Here is a 15887-nt window from a genome sequence, read left to right as displayed (position 1 = left end):
TTGCTGCGTCGTTTCTTTTTTTGACTGCTTTTATTTAGAGCTCGTCCGTCGCCATGTCGGCATCACGGAACAGCAGACGGGTCAGATCCGCCTGCATGACATTCTGAAAAGCGATCTGCGCCGCGCCTTCGGCTACCGGCTTCACGTTCGAGCGGGCGATCGGCAGAAACGCCTGGAACACGCGGCGCTGGTTGTACTCGACCCACACGAGACTGCCGTAGCGCGCGGAAGGGCGCTCGTGGACCGAGACGATGTAACGGTCGGACAGCGGAATCGTGCCCCACGCCTGCGCGAACCACGTATAGAAGTCCTGGCCCGCGAGCGTGACCGTGTCGGTCGTCACGACGCCGCCGAGTTCGTCACCGAGCGGCTGCTTGCCTTCGATATCCGCGGTGCGGGCGCGCGGCGTGCCGGTGAGCGTGGCGCTCTTGTCCAGCGACGATGCCGCGTTCACCGTCGGGCGCGGCGTGAGCGGCGCGCCATTCGCGGCGGGCTGCGCGGTGGTGTTGCCGATCGCGCCGGGCGTCGGCGTGCTCGGCAGCGAAATGAGCGGTTGAGCCTGCGACGAAGCGTTCACGTGCATCGGCGACTGCGTTTCCGCATCCTGCGCGACAGCATTCGTGACGACCGCCGAAACCCCGATGCACACTGCGATGACGCACCCTTTCACGGGCTTGTTGCACTTCACTCGCTGCATGACTTCCCCGTATGCCCTGGCCGCTATGGTGCTGCCTTCGGGCTTATGTTTTAAGCGTTTCTTGTTGTGTATACGACGGAACGGATTGTCCGTAATAACTTGTAACGCCTATGTTGCCCGCGCCACATTGGTGTGAAGAAAGTTGCAAGAATCGAAATGCTGGTTGAAAGGCGGCGCGGCCGATGCTGCGTGCTATCTTTGATCGGGATCGGACGCCTTCCGCTCGGGAGAGATCGTGGATGTCGCCGTCTGGCTGCGCAGCCTCGGAATGGAGCGGTACGAGCCGGTGTTCCGCGAGAACGCCATCGATGCCGACGTGCTGCATCGCCTCACGGCGGACGATCTGAAGGAGCTCGGGATCGCGTCGGTCGGTCATCGCCGCACGCTGCTCGATGCGCTGGCCGAACTGCGGACGCAAACCGGCGCAGCACAAGGCGAGCGACGCCAGGTCGCCGTGCTCTTCGCCGATCTCTGCGGCTTCACGGAAATGAGCCGCGAAGCCGACCCGGAGGAAATCGTCGCTTTGCTCGATCGATACTTCGAGCACGTCGACCGCATCGTCGAACAGCATGGCGGGCATATCGACAAGCATGTCGGTGACGCCATCATGGCGGTGTTCGGCGCGCCGGTCTCGCATGCAAACGATGTCGAGCGCGCCGTACGCGCAGCGCTCGCGATCCGCGACGCGATGCCCGATGTGTCGCGCATGCTCGGACGCACGGTCGTCGCGCATATCGGCATTGCGGGCGGCGAGGTCGTCGCGAGCGGCACGGGCAGCGCGACACATCGGGCGTACACCGTGACCGGCGACACGGTCAACCTTGCCTCACGCCTCACCGACGCGGCCGGACCCGGCGAGATCCTGATCTCGGACGCGGTGCGGCGTCCGTTGGCCAATCGGCTCGACTGCACCGAACGCGGCGCGCTTTGCGTCAAGGGTTTCGCGCAACCGGTTTCGGCATGGTGTATCGCCGGCTTTCGTCGTTCGACACCGGGCCGGACCTTCGTCGGCCGTCGTGACGAACTGCGGCAGTTTCGGGCGATGCTTCGGTCGTGCCGCGAGACCGGGCGCGGATGCACGATCGTGCTGCGCGGCGAGGCCGGAATCGGCAAGACGCGCCTCGTCGCGGAATTCGAACGCGAGGCCCGCGATTCCGGTTTCGTGTGCCACGGCGGCCTCGTGCTCGACTTCGGCGCGACGGTCGGGCGGGGCGCGGTCCAGTCGCTCGTGCGTGGCCTGCTGGCGCTCGACGAATCGGGCGACGTCGAGCAGGCGATGAGCGAAGGTTTCATCGACGCAGGCGACACAGTTTTCCTGAAGGATCTCGTCGATGCACCGCAGACCCTCGAAGACCGGACGGTCTATGAGGCGATGGACAACGCGATGCGCGTTCGCGGCCGGCACAACGTTCTGACGCGGCTTGTCGAACGCGCGAGCCGGCAGCAGCCGCGGGTTCTGTCCGTCGAAGACGTGCAGTGGTCGGATGGGCAAACGCTGCGCGATCTCGCGGGACTATCCGCGACGGCGGCCGCATGTCCGACCGTACTGCTGCTGACGACGCGGACTTCGGGCGATTCGCCCGGCGAACGGTGGCGCGCGGCGGCGGGCGCGCACTGCACGCTGATCGATCTCGGTCCGCTCACCGCGGGCGAGGCGAACGACATGGCCGAATCGTTTCCCGGCGCCGAGGCGGATCTCGCGAAGCGCTGCATCGCGCGGGCGGCGGGCAACCCGCTGTTTCTCGAACAGTTGCTCAACAATGCCGAGGAGGGCGCGGGAACGGGCGTGCCGGGTTCGGTGCGAAGCCTCGTACAGGCGCGGCTCGACCGGCTTCATCCCGATGACAAGACCGTCCTGCAGGTCGCCTCGGTGCTGGGCCAGTTCTTCGAAAAGGATGCGGTCGAGCATCTTCTCGATGGCGCCGGCGCCGCGCTCGAACCGCTCGTGATGCGGGTTCTGTTGCGACGTCAGGGGGCCGGCTTCATCTTCCATCACGCGCTCATCCGCGATGCGATCTATGACGGGCTGCTGAAAAGCCGTCGCCGTGAATTGCATCGTCGCGCGGCGCAGTGGTACGGCGAGCGCGATCCGGTCTTGCGCGCGGAGCATCTCGATCGCGCGGAGGACGCCGAGGCCGCGCTCGCCTATTGCGATGCGGCGCGCGCGCAGGCGTCGGCTTATCGCTACGAATCGGCGCTTGCGCTCGCCGAACGCGGGCTGGCCCTTGCGGATGCGCCCAGCGCCCGCGTCGCGCTCGAATGTCTGCGCGGCACGATCCTGCATGACGTGAACGACATGACGGCGGCGCTCGCGGCATTCGAAGCCGCGCTGGCGCTCGCCTCGACCGACGCCGAGCGTTGCCGCGCGTGGATCGGGCGCGCGACGGTGAAGCGGGTCATCGACGATCTCGACGGCGCCTGTGCCGATCTCGACAGCGCCGCCGCCGCGGCCAGCGCCGGTGGCCTTCAGCGCGAAGAAGCGCGCATTCATTTCCTGCGCGGCAACCTGTGTTTCCCGCGCGGCGATATCGACGGCTGCGTGCGCGAACACGGACGCAGCCTCGCGCTCGCACGTGAGGCGCGCGATCCCGAACAGGAAGCGGCCGCGCTCGGCGGGCTCGGCGACGGCGAATACCTGCGCGGACGGATGATCAGCGCGCACGACGCCTTCAGCCGCTGCATCGAACTGTGCCGACGCCACGGTTTCGGACGGATCGAAGTCGCCAATCTGCCGATGCGCGCCATCACCGCGTGGTTCGCGGGCGACGCACGGACCGGCCTCGATGCCGCACTCGCCAGTGTCGCCGCGGCGGAGAAGGCGGGGCATCTTCGTGCGCTCGCCGTCGCGCATCACGCCGCGTGGCATTGCCTGCGCGATCTCGCGCAGTGGGATCGCGCGTGGGAACAGGTCGGCCCGGCGTTACAGTGCGCGCGCGAGCTGAAATCGAGGCGCTTCGAAGGCGAAGCGCTTGCGCTTCGCGCGGAGCTGCATCGCGTGGCGGGGCGTCGTCGCGAAGCGCGCGACGATATCGCGCAGGCGCTGTCGATCAGCCGTGAAACCGGCATGGCGTATCTGGGCGCGCACTATCTCGGCATCCTCGCTCACGCGAGCGATGACATCGACGTCTTCGAAAGCGCGCTCGCGGAAGGCGAAGCCGTGCTCGGCGCGGGTGCGGTGAGCCACAACCACTTTCTCTTCCGACGTGACGCGATCGACGCGTGCCTCGATCGCGGGCTGTGGGACGCGGCCTTGCATCATGCGGCGGCCTTCGAGGATTACGCGCGCCGCGAGCCCTCGCCGTTCTCGGATTTCTTCGTCGCACGCGCACGGGCGCTCGCTTCCTGCGGCAAAGGCCAACCGGTACCGATGGAAACGCTTCGGCGGCTTCAACGAGAGGGCGCGAGATGCGGCTTTCTGCATGCGCTACAGGCAATCGACGACGCACTTGCAGGCGCGGCGGATCAGAACGAATGATGCGGCGCTAGCGGACGAGCCTCGAAGCACGCGCCCAGACCTCGCGGATGCGACGGGCGCGTTCCTCGAGAAGATATGACGCGGCCAGCGCCAGAAGTCCCGAAACGATACCTGTCAGCACATGCTCGACGTAGGGCGCCCCGTAATGTCCCGGATGCGCATAGGCATCGCCGATCATGGTCAGCAGGCCGACGAGCAACGCGTTGCCGTATCGGTTCGCGTAGAGTCTCTTCGCGGGCGTGAACGTCAGCAACACGGCCAGAAGTGCAGTGAGCAGCCCGGTCTCGATCGCCACTTTCCAGTGGGGAAGACTCAACACATTGCCCCAGCTTCCCGGCATGCAACTCATACATGCGCCGGTGGGCTGCCAGAATCGCTGGACGAATAAGGTAACGCGGCGCTTCCATTCGCTTGACATGATCGATGTGCTCGCCGAACGCCGACGAATGAATACTAGCCGCGTTTTGCGCCGTTCTCTACCAGCGCAACAGTTTCGGTCCCAGCCATGCGCCGATGGCCGCCGGCATCAACATCCCGATTGCGTACCATACGCTCCAGAACGCCGGGCTCATCTCGGGACAATGCAGACAATAGACGATCGTGGCGATGGAACTCGCGAGCAGGCCGGCGACGGCGCCCGCGAGCCGCAGCTGCGTCGGCGCGAGCGATTTGACGGCCCAGAACACGGCGGGAAACGTCGGCGCCGAAAGCAGCAGAATGTTGAGCGGACAGGTACGCCAGGTCCGGCCGAGCACGAGCGAAAGGCGCGCGTCGGGCGTCGTGCCGTCGAGCACGAACAGGCTCGCCAGCCACACCGCGACGAACGGCAACGCGATGAGCGCCCACGAATAACCGGCGCGCGCGCCCGGACGGCCAAGCCGCATCACGGCGAGCATCGCGCCGATGGCTATCGCCAGCGGATAGGCGAGCTTCGCCCAGAAGATCGCCGTGCGCGCGACGGTGCTCATGTCGTGACGCACGCCGAAGACGACGCCCATCAGGATCAGCGAGCCCAATGCGCCGAGCAGCAGCGCCGCAGCGAAACGGCGCGCGACGGCGCTCCTGTCGACGCGCGTCACCTGGTTCGAAAGCAGGCCGATGAGATCGTCGGTTTTCATCGCGGTCCCCGGATGAGTGCAGCAAGCGCCTTCAGGCCGCGATGCACGCCGACCTTCACGGCCGATTCGGAAAGCCCCGTGATGCGCGCCGTCTCCGTCACCGACAAACCTTCGAGCTTCACGTGAACGATCGGCAGCCGCTGCTTGTCGGGCAGATGTTCGAGCAGCTTGCCGATATCGTGACGCGCCCGGGCCGGCTCGTCGTCGGTGTAGGCGAGCAACTCGGCGTCGTCGTCGAGCGGATCGTTCAGGGATTCGCGGCGTGCGCGCGAGCGGAAGAAATCCATCAGCTTGTAACGGGCGATCGCGTGAAGCCAGGCGGTCAGCGGCTCATCCTGGCGATAGGTGTGACGCGCATTGTGCACCGCGAGCAGAATCTCCTGGACGAGGTCTTCGATGTCGTCATGAAGCTGCGGGATGCGTTTGCGCAGAAAGCCGCGCAGGTGCCGCGTGAGCGCTTGCAGAAAGCTTCGATAAGCGTCGGCGTCGCCGTCGAGACCGCGGACGAATAACACTTTCAGGCGGCTTTCCGCGTCTTCCAACGTGGCTCCTGTGCAGGCGGGACGGCGCGGCGGCGATCCGTACGCGCGGCGGGCAGCCGCGGCGGTGAGCGAGGCGCCCGCTTTCAGATCGATCGTTTCGGCATAGCCGAAGCGGTGATGCGCCACTATAGCGCGGTCGTCGTCCATCGTCGTCATCCGGCTCCTTTACCGGCTAATTCGCTTCTTCATGGCCGGCGGTTACATCACCCGAAAGAAAACTTTTTGCGCGTGACGCTGTAACCCGCTGCGTGTCGCCGTCGAATTGACAGGTATCCGACCGTCATGGTGATCGACATGGACACGACGAAACCGACACTCGATGTGATGCCCGCGACCGTTCCGCGCAATCCGCCGATTCATCCGCTCTGGCTGCGCATCACGCATTGGCTCAATGCGATCGCCGCGCTGGTGATGATGTTGTCCGGCTGGCGCATCTACGACGCGTCGCCTGTATTCCGCCAGATCGTCATTCCTCCGTCGATCACGCTCGGCGGATGGCTCGGCGGCGCGCTGCAGTGGCATTTCGCGGCCATGTGGCTGCTGGTGTTCAACGGCATCGTCTATCTCGCGCTCAACGCCGCGAGCGGGCGGTTCGTATCGAAGTTCTTTCCCCTTTCGCCGCGCGCGGTGCTGCGCGATCTGATCGGCGCGTTGACGGGCAAGCTCTCGCACGCCGACCTGCGCCAGTACAACGCAGTGCAGAAGCTCGCGTATCTCACGGTCGTCGTCGATCTGATCGTGCTCGTGCTTTCGGGTCTCGCGATCTGGAAGTCCGTGCAGTTCCCGCTCTTGCGCGAACTGATGGGCGGCTACGACAACGCGCGCATCGTGCATTTCTGCGCGATGGCGCTGATGGCGGCATTCGTCGTCGTGCATGTGGCGATGGTCGCGCTCGTGCCGCGCTCGCTGCTCACGATGCTGCGCGGCCGCTGATGCCTTCCAGGAACACGCCATGAAAGCCGACAAGAAACGAATCATCGAAGTGGATCGCGCATCCTTGCTCGCCGATGCGCGCCGCGAACTCGACATGCCGTCGCGCCGTCTGTTCGGCAAGCGCATGCTGACCCTGGGCGGCCTCTCGCTGTTGACCGGCTGCTCGATCACCGACGAAGACTCGGTCAGCAAATTTCTCACCGCCGTATCGCGTTTGAATGATCGCGCGCAGGCGCTGCTCTTCGATCCGACGCGGCTCGCGCCGACGTATACCGAAGCGCAACTCACGCGGCCGTTTCCCTTCAACGCGTTCTATGGAATCGACGATGTCCCCGAAGTGAATGGCGACGACTATCGCCTGAAGGTCGGCGGGCTCGTGACGGGACAGCGCGTGTGGACGCTGCCGCAGTTGTACGCGCTGCCGCACGCCGAGCAGATCACGCGGCATATCTGCGTGGAAGGCTGGAGCGCCATCGGACGCTGGGGCGGCACGCCGTTCGCCGAATTTCTGCGGCGCGTGGGCGCGGACACGACGGCGAAGTACGTCGGCTTTCGCTGCGCCGACGACTACTACGAGAGCATCGATATGCCGACCGCGCTGCATCCACAGACGCTTTTGACCTTCGAGTACGACGGCGAGCGTCTGCCCGCGAAATATGGCTATCCGATGAAGCTGCGCATGCCGACCAAGCTCGGCTACAAGAACCCGAAGCACATCGTCGAAATATTCGTGACCAATACCTATCCGGGCGGCTATTGGGTTGATCAGGGATACAACTGGTTCGGCGGGTCTTGAGCGCCGCACCATCAACCGGTTCCGGATCGTCCGGATGCCATGTTTGACTCACCAAGGAGAGCAGTGATGAAGCGATTGATGACGGCAGTACTGGCAGCGGCGCTGGCGATGGGTGCATCGACGGTGTTCGCACAGGCGAGCGGCGCGATGTCCAATGACGCGATGTCGCATGACACGATGAAGAAGGACAGTATGTCTAACGATTCGATGAAGAAGGGCGCCATGTCGCACGACTCGATGAGCAAGAGCGGCAAGATGAAGAAGGACGACGCGATGGGCAAGGACCATCCCGCATCGGGCGCGATGTCGCAATAGCGCGAGGAGAGCAAGATGTAGCGTCCGGCGGCGACTGGCGGACCCCTGTATGATCCGCCAGCGCCCCGTTCGCGCGGGTCGCTGCATCAACCTCGAATCAGGATCGCCTATGCCATCAGACGCAAAGAAGACATCCGCCCTCCCGAACAAACAGGATCTGGAAGCGATGTCCGTGTTTCGCTACGAGCTGCGCAAGTTCTTGCGCGTATCGGAGGAGATATCCAATGCAGCCGGCATCACGACGCTTCAGTATCAGTTGCTTCTGCACATAAGAGGGTTTCCGGAGCGCCGATGGGCGACCGTCGGCGAGCTCGCGGAGCGTCTGCAGGCGGCGCCCAATGGCACTGCAGCGCTGGTGTCGCGTTGCGAGGCCGCGGGCCTCGTGATCCGCAAAACGGACAAGACCGATCGTCGCCAGGTGCAAGTGCATCTGACCGCAAAGGGCGAACGCTGCCTGCTCAAGCTCGCCGCCGAACACAAGGCCCACTACGGTTCGTTCGGCTGGATATTCGGCGCTGGACCGAACGCATCATCCGATAGCCATATCGAGGGGTGACGAAGAATTTATGTCACAATGTGCCTTAAATTAGATTCGACGACTTCCTTCCGATGCACATTCCCGGATTCATCGACCGACGCACGATACTGCGCGGCAGGCGGCTGTGGCTGCACTACGGCGTATTCTGGCTCGGCGCGGTCGCGACCGGGCTCATCGCGGTCATGTACGCGCGCCTCATCGACTTCGGGTACGACGTTTTTCTGCGTATCACGGCGTTCCATTGGTGGCTGCCTCTTTTGCTTACGCCCGCGGTCGGGGGAATCGGCGTGTGGGTGACGCGGCGGTTCTTTCCGGGCGCGGAGGGCAGCGGCATCCCGCAGGTCATCGCGGTTCTGCACGACGGGCGGCCATTGGGGCCGAAGTTGCTGACCATCCGCATTCTCGTCGGCAAGATCGCCATATCGTTTCTGTCGATTCTCGGCGGATTCACCATCGGGCGCGAAGGACCGACCATTCATGTCGGCGCCGCGCTCATGTTCAGCCTGCGCCGTTTCTATCCCACGCGCTTGCGCACCATCCGCAACGGCGCGCTCGAGCGCAAGCTGGCGCTCGCGGGCGCGGCGGCCGGATTGTCGGCGGCATTCAATGCGCCGCTCGCGGGCGTGGTCTTCGCCATCGAAGAACTCACGCGCAGCTTCGAACAGCGCACGAGCGGCGTGCTGATCACGGCCATCATCTTTGCCGGTGTCGTCTCGCTCGCGCTGCAAGGCAACTACACATATTTCGGCACGATCGACGTAACCGGGCACTTCCCCGATTCCCTCGCGCTCGCCGTCATCCTGCTTGGCCTGGCGACGGGACTGGCAGGCGGAATCTTCTGCTGGCTGCTGTTGAATACGCATCGCTGGATGCCGTCGCGTCTGCTCGGCTGGCGCGAGTCGCATCCGGTGGCGTTCGGTTCGATGTGCGGCCTGTTCATCGCCGTGATCGGCGTGGCCGCCGGTGGCCACACTTTCGGCAGCGGCTATGCGGAAGCGCGCGGCATGCTCGAAGGCAATACGCAACTCGGCGCAAGCTATCCGCTGCTGAAAATGGCGTCGATGGTCGGATCGTATCTTCCCGGCGCGCCCGGTGGACTTTTCGCGCCGTCGCTTGCGATCGGAGCGGGCATCGGCAATGCACTGCATCTGATGTTCGGCGGCATGCAGTTGCCGATGCTCATCGCGCTCGGCATGGTCGGCTATCTCGCGGCGGTCACGCAGAGTCCTATCACCGCGTTCGTGATCGTCATCGAAATGATCGATGGTCACGCGCTCGTGCTTTCGCTGATGGCCACGGCATTGATTTCGAGTCAGGTGTCGCGGATGTTCGCGCCGCCGTTGTATGAGGCCTTGGCGCAGAAGTATCTGAGTCGAAATGGTTAGAACAGGATCGGCGGGCCGTCGATAGACAAAAAACGAACAACTGCCATCAGATGATCGAGCTTCAGTGCGAGCGTCTGACGAAACAGCTCAGTCTGGGGCGGCCAACGAAGGAATCGACTTTCGTGCTCTACTGCCTGCAGCAAAGCCTGCTCGCGCTGATGCGCGTCAGAACGGCCGCGGAAAAGTAATTCGCTTGCCTGTCCGGCGCTGCCTTCGAGCGTCAGGCAGCGCCGGTTCTCCCGTCAGACCTGGTTCGCTTTCCCTGCGCCGAGATCCGCGCCGGTGGTCGGATCGGCCGACGGGTCCGAAGCGGTGCGCGATGCCATCGCCTGCAAGACCTCCACGTCCTGCTTCGTCACGGTCACGGTCGCGGTGCCGTCACCGCCATCGACGGCCGGTTGCGGATCTTCGACGAACTCCCATTCGCCGCCCTGATTCCACGGCCCGCGCGCGTCATCGCCCTTCGACAGGTCGTAGTAGACGCTCGTGAACTCGGGATTGCCCGGCAGCTTGCCTTGCGGAAAGTTCGGCTGAATCGAGTGCAGCGCCTTCTCGAACGACTTCTGATGCGCGATTTCGCGCGTCATCAGAAAGCCCAGCGCTTCCTTGATGCCCGCATCGTCCGTCACGTTGATGAGCCGTTCATAGACGATCTTCGCGCGCGCCTCGGCAGCGATGTTCGAGCGCAGGTCGGCGGTCGGCTCGCCGATCGTGTCGATGTATGCGGCAGTCCACGGCACGCCGGCGGAGTTCGTCAGCGGCGAACCCGCGCCGTACAGGACCTGCGTGATGTGCGAATCGTTGCCGGCGCCGGTCAGCGAACGATACAACTCCGCTTCCTGTTCGACGGCCTCGGCAAGCTGCCCCTTCGCGCCCTTGTTCAGCATCGCGACGATCGAGCCGATGATCTCCAGATGGCTCAGCTCCTCCGTTGCGATATCGAACAGCAGGTCCTTGCGGCCCGGATCATCTTCGCTGACGGCTTGCGTGAAGTAGCGCATCGCGGCGGCGAGCTCGCCTTGCGGACCGCCGAACTGCTCCAGCAGCAGATTGGCGAGACCTGGATTGGGTGCGCCCACGCGGACGGTGTATTGCAGGCGTTTGTTATGGACGAACATTTGAACGACTCCTTTTTAGCGCGAGCGAGGTCCTTCGCCGGACCTCGCGCGAATCATCGAAAAGTTGAAATGTCCTGCCCGCAGCGGCCAAGAAGATCGCGGATGCGTCGCTTACGGCCGTGATGCTGCGGTCTCAGCGCGTCGGAATCGCGCTGGCGTCATGCGGTGGGAACCGCTTCGTCAAGTGAGGGCCGCTGTGCCGATGAGTTCGGCGGCATCGGCCCGGAAGGGGATCAGCAACGCGTATGCCATGGAAGGCAGTGGGAGTCGCATTGCCTTGTGGCGATCGTCACGCTCAGTCCTGAAACCCTCTCAGCACCGCGCCGAGCTCTTCGAGCGTGAAGGGTTTGCGCAATGCCGCCCATCGAAACGACATCGAGGGAAGCGCCGGCATTTCATAGCCCGAAGAAAACACGACGCAGACCGAAGGCCGTTCCCGCGCCGCTTGCCTCGCCAGTTCGACGCCGTCCATCGCGGGCATGCTGAGGTCGGTCATCAGCACATCGAACGCCTCCCGCTTCAGGCGGTCGAGCGCCTCATGCGGCGATGTCGTCGATGTCGTCACATGGCCGAGCAGGCGCAATTGCTCGTTCATCGCTTCGCAAAGATTGGCGTCATCGTCGACGAGCAGCACGCGCAGCGTGCGTCCGCTGTCCGTTGCCGCGCGCGCGGGGTCGCTCGCTTCCTTCCCGGCCTTCGTACGGTCGAGCATCTGCCGGACCTTGCGGGCGAGCTGATCGCGGCCGTAGGGCTTGCTCAACAGTTCGACGCCCGGATCGAGCCTGCCGCCATGAACGATCGCGTTCTGGGTATAGCCCGACGTGAACAGCACTTTCAAGTGCGGCAGCATGCGTGAAGCCTGCGCCGCCATTTCGGTGCTGCTGACGGGACCGGGCATGACGACGTCGGAGAACAGCAGCTCGACGTCGATGCCGCTGCGCAGCACCGTGAGCGCCTGTTGCGCGTCGTCGGCCTTGAGCACGCGATAGCCGAGTCCCGTCAGCGTATCGACGGCGGTGGACTGCACTTTCGGATCGTCTTCGACGACGAGGATGGTTTCGCTTCCGCCTTTCACCGGCGCGGCGCGCGAACGCGACGGCGGCTCGACTGCCTCGCCCGTGGAGCGCGCCAGATAGATCTTTACCGACGTGCCGTGGCCGACTTCGCTGTAAATCTTGATATGGCCGCCGCTTTGCTTGACGAAGCCGTACGCCATGCTCAGACCGAGTCCCGTGCCTTTGCCTTCGGTTTTCGTCGAAAAGAACGGATCGAACGCACGTTCGAGCACGTCCTGCGGCATGCCCGTGCCCGTATCGGTGACGGCGAGCATCACGTATTGCCCTTCGGCGACATCGGGCTCGGTGGCGACGTAGTGATCGTCGAGCATCGCGTTGGACAGCTCCATCGTCAGCTTGCCGCCCTGGGGCATTGCATCCCGCGCGTTGATGGCGAGGTTCAGGACGACGTTTTCTAGCTGATGAATATCGACGGACGTATTCCACAATCCGCCCGCGACCACCGTCTCGACGCGCACGGTCTCGCCGAGCGCGCGGCGCAGCAGATCGTCCATGCCGCGCAGCGCCGCCGCCAGGTTGATGACGACGGGCTGCAACGGCTGCTGGCGGCCGAACGCCAGCAATTGCGACGCGAGCTTCGAGCCGCGCTCCACGGCCTCGATCGCCTTCGAGATGCGGTCGCGCGTCCATGCATCGCGATGATGCCGGCTGTCGAGCAGTTCGAGATTGCCGCGCAGCACTTGCAGCACGTTGTTGAAGTCGTGCGCGACGCCGCCGGTCAGCTTGCCGACGGCTTCCATCTTCTGCGCCTGAAACAGCGCCTTGCGCGTTTCTTCCAGCATGCGGCTGGCTTCCATGCGCTCGGTGATATCCCGCGTGATTTTTGCGAAGCCGGCGAGCACGCCGTTTTCGTCGCGGATGGCGTCGATCACGACATGCGCCCAGAAGCGCTTGCCATCCTTGCGCACGCGCCAGCCTTCGGCTTCGAACCGTCCTTCCCGTGCCGCGATGGAAAGGCCGCGTTGCGGCAGCCCGGACGCCGCGTCTTCCGGTGTGTAGAAACGCGAAAAATGCGAGCCGATGATTTCATCGGACCTATAGCCTTTGATGCGGCGCGCGCCCGCGTTCCAGTTCGTCACGATGCCTTCGGGCGACAGCATGAAGATCGCGTAGTCGGTCACGCCGTTCACGAGCATTCGGAAGCGCTGCTCGCTCTCGACGACGGCTTCGTGCGCGATTCGCTTGTCGGTCATGTCGCGGACGATCTTGCCGAAACCGAGCAGGCGGCCGGTTTCGTCGATGAGCGCGGTGATCACGACGTTGGCCCAGAAACGCGAGCCGGACTTGCGCAGCCGCCAGCCTTCGGTTTCGACGCGCCCGTCGCGCCGTGCGGCATCGAGCAGGGCGGAGGCGCTGCCTTGTGCGCGGTCTTCCGGCGCATGGAAGATATCGAACGACCGGCCGATGACTTCCTCGGGCCGAAAGCCGTGGATATGAAGCGCGCCCACGTTCCACGTCTCGATGATGCCTTCGGGCGAGAGCCCGATCACCGCATAGTCGCGGACGCAATTGATCCACCGGCGGCACCAGTCGTCGGGAATGGAGAAGTCGCCGGATTCGTCGCCGCGCATGTCTGGTTCCGTTTTCTGCATCGTTTTCGCCTCGAGCATGGCGCAAAGTAAAGTCGCGCAAGCATGCGGCATGCCTCGCATTCGACCACGAATCCGCCTTGTCGGGCGACGGGCGGCTGTGCGCGAGCGAACGTGCGCGCGGCACTGCGCCAGCTATCCCGCGTTGTTCTGGACAGAGGCGCTTCCCTTTGCGCTCTGTCCTGCGCGGAGGGGGCTTGACGCTCGCTCGCTTCGTCGGCTTCCACCACGATTCATCAATACACGCGATGCAACCGAAATGCATCCGATACGTACTCGAACATAGCAGGTCTGCGCGCGGCGTGAACTGTGCCGTCGCACGGCGTGAATCAAGTGTGCGACCATTCATGCCCCGAAACATACACGGAGCATCGCCTTGCTTGCCGCGCTCGCCACCCTGCTCGTCTTCCAGTGTCTGGGAGAGGGCCTTTCGTATCTGTTCCACATTCCCGTGCCGGGGCCGGTGGTCGGCATGCTTCTGCTGCTCGGCTATGTCGCGCTGCGTCCTGCCAGCGCCGCGGCGCTCGAAGGCACTGCGCTGGAAATCCTGAGGCATCTGTCGCTGCTGTTCGTGCCGGCGGGCGTCGGCATCATGGTGTCGGCGAGTGCGCTGCGCGGCGATGTGCTCGCTGTCGCGCTCTCCGTCGCGATAAGCACGGCATTGGCGATCGCCGTGACCGCGCTCGTCATGCGCGCGATGCTGCGGCGTCAGCGCCGCCTGTCCGGCGGCCCGGGAGAGGGCGCATGACCGGCGTGCCGCGCATCGGCGCGATCTGGGTCTATCTCGCGGGCACGCCGCTGCTCGGGCTGACCATCACGCTGCTCGCCTATCTCATCGCGCAGCGCATCTATGCGGCGTGCCGCTTCAATCCGCTCGCCAATCCGGTGTTGATCGCGGTGGCCATCGTCGTCGTCGTGCTGAAGACGAGCGACACGCCTTACGAAACTTATTTCGATGGCGCGCAGTTCGTCCATTTCCTGCTGGGTCCGGCGACGGTCGCGCTGGCGCTGCCGCTTTACCGGCAGTTGCCCAACCTGAAGCGGCTGGCGCTGCCGATCCTCGTGAGTCTCGCCGCCGGTTCGCTGACCGCGATCGTCTCGGCGGTTTCGGTGGCGGCCTTGCTGGGTGCCTCTCATCAATCGATCGCATCGCTCGCGCCGAAGTCCGCGACGACGCCCATCGCGATGGCCGTCGCGAAGGCCATCGGCGGCGTGCCGTCGCTGACGGCGGTGCTGGTCATCACGACGGGCGTGTTCGGCGCGGTCACGGCGCGAGGCATTCTGAATCTGCTGCGCGTCACCGATGTCGAAGCGCGCGGCTTCGCGCTCGGCGTCGCATCGCATGGAATCGGTACGGCGCGCGCGTTTCAGGTCAGCGAGGAAATGGGCGCGTTCGCGGGGCTTGGGATGGGGCTGAACGGGATTTTCACGGCGTTCGTCGTGCCCGTCATGTTGCCGGTTCTGTCGCGGTTCCTGTGATCGCGGTCCGGGGGAACGTCGCTTGCAAATGGGCGCGGGATTCGTCGGTATCGAATTCTCGAGGAAAGCATGCGATTCAGCGCGGTCGAGACGCATCGGCGATGGCGGTCGAAACGATGGCGATCGAGCGAAGGCACGGCCGTTGCTCTGCTGGTGAGCGTGCAAGCGCTTTGGGAACAGGCGCCACATTTTTCGCTAATGGAGGAAGTCATGGATGAGCAGAAAGAACTGGACCGCATCCGTCGCCGTGCCTATGAAATCTGGGAACGCGAGGGTAGTCCGGAGGGACGCGCCGAGGAATTCTGGCAGCAGGCGTTGACGTCGCTCGAAGCGGAGGATTCGGAAGGCGCGACCGGCGGAGAACCCGCGACTGCCGATGCCGGACAACGTGAGCGAGAGGACGAAGAGAAGAATGCTGCGACGGGGAAGTAGTGGGCGGCGCATCGGGTGTCGGATGCGCCGCTATGTCACCTCTGGTCGCGTAGAGATCGCGCGCCGCGCGCACTATGCCCGCAATTCGCGTTGTCGCGTTCGGCAAACGGACTCGCTCCGAGCACATGGGGGCGAGTGATTCGTGGTTTGCCGTGTGCGTTCCGCTCGGTTGTAATTCTGTGAGCTATCCGAAACATTGTTCGTGGGGCGCGAGGAGCGCTAAAAGAAGCAGCCGATGCCCGGTTAAGGACATCGGCTGATTACTCACTCTGATCAGGCGATCAGTGAAACGATGATCGTGCTACAGCTCGATTATCTGCCGCGGCCGCCACCGCCGCCGCCCGCGCCACCACCGCCGCCGCCGCCGTGACCGCCACCGCCGTGGCCGCCGCCC

15 protein-coding genes are annotated in these 15887 nt (G+C 64.5%); 9 read left to right on the top strand and 6 right to left on the bottom strand.

Going from position 1 to position 15887, the window contains the following annotated elements:
* Positions 1–34: 34 nt before the first annotated feature.
* Positions 35–697 carry a CsgE family curli-type amyloid fiber assembly protein gene (locus AWB74_RS09125; RefSeq protein WP_061146450.1) on the bottom strand — a complete coding sequence of 221 codons (663 nt, stop codon included), beginning with the start codon at positions 695–697 and terminating at the stop codon, positions 35–37.
* 235 nt (positions 698–932) lie between these two features.
* Between AWB74_RS09125 and AWB74_RS09120 the strand changes: the two genes are divergently transcribed.
* Positions 933–4172, top strand: a complete 3240-nt coding sequence (locus AWB74_RS09120) for an adenylate/guanylate cyclase domain-containing protein (RefSeq protein ID WP_061146449.1) — start codon at positions 933–935, stop codon at positions 4170–4172.
* A 7-nt stretch (positions 4173–4179) separates the two neighbouring features.
* Here the strand turns inward: AWB74_RS09120 and AWB74_RS09115 are convergent, their stop codons facing one another.
* From AWB74_RS09115 to AWB74_RS09105, 3 genes are read right to left on the bottom strand one after another with little or no spacing between them, the layout of a single operon-like run.
* Entirely contained in the window at positions 4180–4590 is a 411-nt protein-coding gene (locus AWB74_RS09115) for a hypothetical protein (RefSeq protein ID WP_061146448.1), read from the bottom strand.
* 58 nt (positions 4591–4648) lie between these two features.
* Positions 4649–5290 (bottom strand): DUF1109 domain-containing protein, encoded by a 642-nt coding sequence (locus tag AWB74_RS09110; RefSeq protein WP_061146447.1) that lies wholly within the window; start codon positions 5288–5290, stop codon positions 4649–4651.
* Positions 5287–5832 (bottom strand): sigma-70 family RNA polymerase sigma factor, encoded by a 546-nt coding sequence (locus AWB74_RS09105; RefSeq protein ID WP_061146666.1) that lies wholly within the window; start codon positions 5830–5832, stop codon positions 5287–5289. The genes AWB74_RS09110 and AWB74_RS09105 overlap by 4 nt, the downstream gene beginning before the upstream one ends.
* Positions 5833–6126: 294 nt before the next feature.
* On the opposite strand from AWB74_RS09105, the gene AWB74_RS09100 reads away from it, so the two are divergent.
* From AWB74_RS09100 to AWB74_RS09080, 5 genes are all read left to right on the top strand, one after another.
* The gene (locus AWB74_RS09100) at positions 6127–6765 is read left to right on the top strand and encodes a cytochrome b/b6 domain-containing protein (protein WP_061146665.1); all 639 of its coding nucleotides are present in this window, start codon (positions 6127–6129) and stop codon (positions 6763–6765) included.
* A 19-nt stretch (positions 6766–6784) separates the two neighbouring features.
* Entirely contained in the window at positions 6785–7561 is a 777-nt protein-coding gene (locus tag AWB74_RS09095; protein ID WP_061146446.1) for a molybdopterin-dependent oxidoreductase, read from the top strand.
* Between the two features lie 66 nt (positions 7562–7627).
* Entirely contained in the window at positions 7628–7876 is a 249-nt protein-coding gene (locus tag AWB74_RS09090; protein ID WP_061146445.1) for a pentapeptide MXKDX repeat protein, read from the top strand.
* Positions 7877–7985: 109 nt separating this feature from the next.
* Complete coding sequence (locus AWB74_RS09085) at positions 7986–8432, top strand: MarR family winged helix-turn-helix transcriptional regulator (protein WP_061146444.1); 447 nt, start codon at positions 7986–7988, stop codon at positions 8430–8432.
* A gap of 53 nt (positions 8433–8485) precedes the next feature.
* Entirely contained in the window at positions 8486–9799 is a 1314-nt protein-coding gene (locus AWB74_RS09080) for a chloride channel protein (RefSeq protein WP_061146443.1), read from the top strand.
* Positions 9800–10041: 242 nt separating this feature from the next.
* Here AWB74_RS09080 and AWB74_RS09075 read toward each other — a convergent pair whose 3' ends face one another.
* Together AWB74_RS09075 and AWB74_RS09070 are read right to left on the bottom strand one after the other, a co-directional pair.
* Positions 10042–10917, bottom strand: a complete 876-nt coding sequence (locus AWB74_RS09075) for a manganese catalase family protein (protein WP_061146442.1) — start codon at positions 10915–10917, stop codon at positions 10042–10044.
* 295 nt (positions 10918–11212) lie between these two features.
* Positions 11213–13585, bottom strand: a complete 2373-nt coding sequence (locus AWB74_RS09070; protein ID WP_407642418.1) for a hybrid sensor histidine kinase/response regulator — start codon at positions 13583–13585, stop codon at positions 11213–11215.
* A 373-nt stretch (positions 13586–13958) separates the two neighbouring features.
* Here AWB74_RS09070 and AWB74_RS09065 point away from each other — a divergent pair, with 373 nt between their 5' ends.
* The 3 genes from AWB74_RS09065 to AWB74_RS09055 all read left to right on the top strand — a co-directional run bounded on the left by AWB74_RS09065 (position 13959) and on the right by AWB74_RS09055 (position 15493).
* Positions 13959–14330: a CidA/LrgA family protein gene (locus tag AWB74_RS09065; protein ID WP_061146441.1), complete on the top strand. Its 372-nt coding sequence runs from the start codon at positions 13959–13961 to the stop codon at positions 14328–14330.
* A complete protein-coding gene (locus AWB74_RS09060) occupies positions 14327–15061 on the top strand; it encodes an LrgB family protein (protein ID WP_061146440.1) in 735 nt (244 codons plus the stop codon). The genes AWB74_RS09065 and AWB74_RS09060 overlap by 4 nt, the downstream gene beginning before the upstream one ends.
* Before the next feature lie 210 nt (positions 15062–15271).
* Positions 15272–15493 (top strand): DUF2934 domain-containing protein, encoded by a 222-nt coding sequence (locus tag AWB74_RS09055; protein WP_061146663.1) that lies wholly within the window; start codon positions 15272–15274, stop codon positions 15491–15493.
* The last annotated feature ends 394 nt before the right edge of the window (positions 15494–15887 follow it).

It is taken from the genome of Caballeronia arvi (genome assembly GCF_001544695.2).
GTDB lineage: Bacteria > Pseudomonadota > Gammaproteobacteria > Burkholderiales > Burkholderiaceae > Caballeronia > Caballeronia arvi.
The sequence above is the reverse complement of the archived record's forward strand: the minus strand, read 5'-3'. Positions and strand labels throughout refer to the sequence as shown.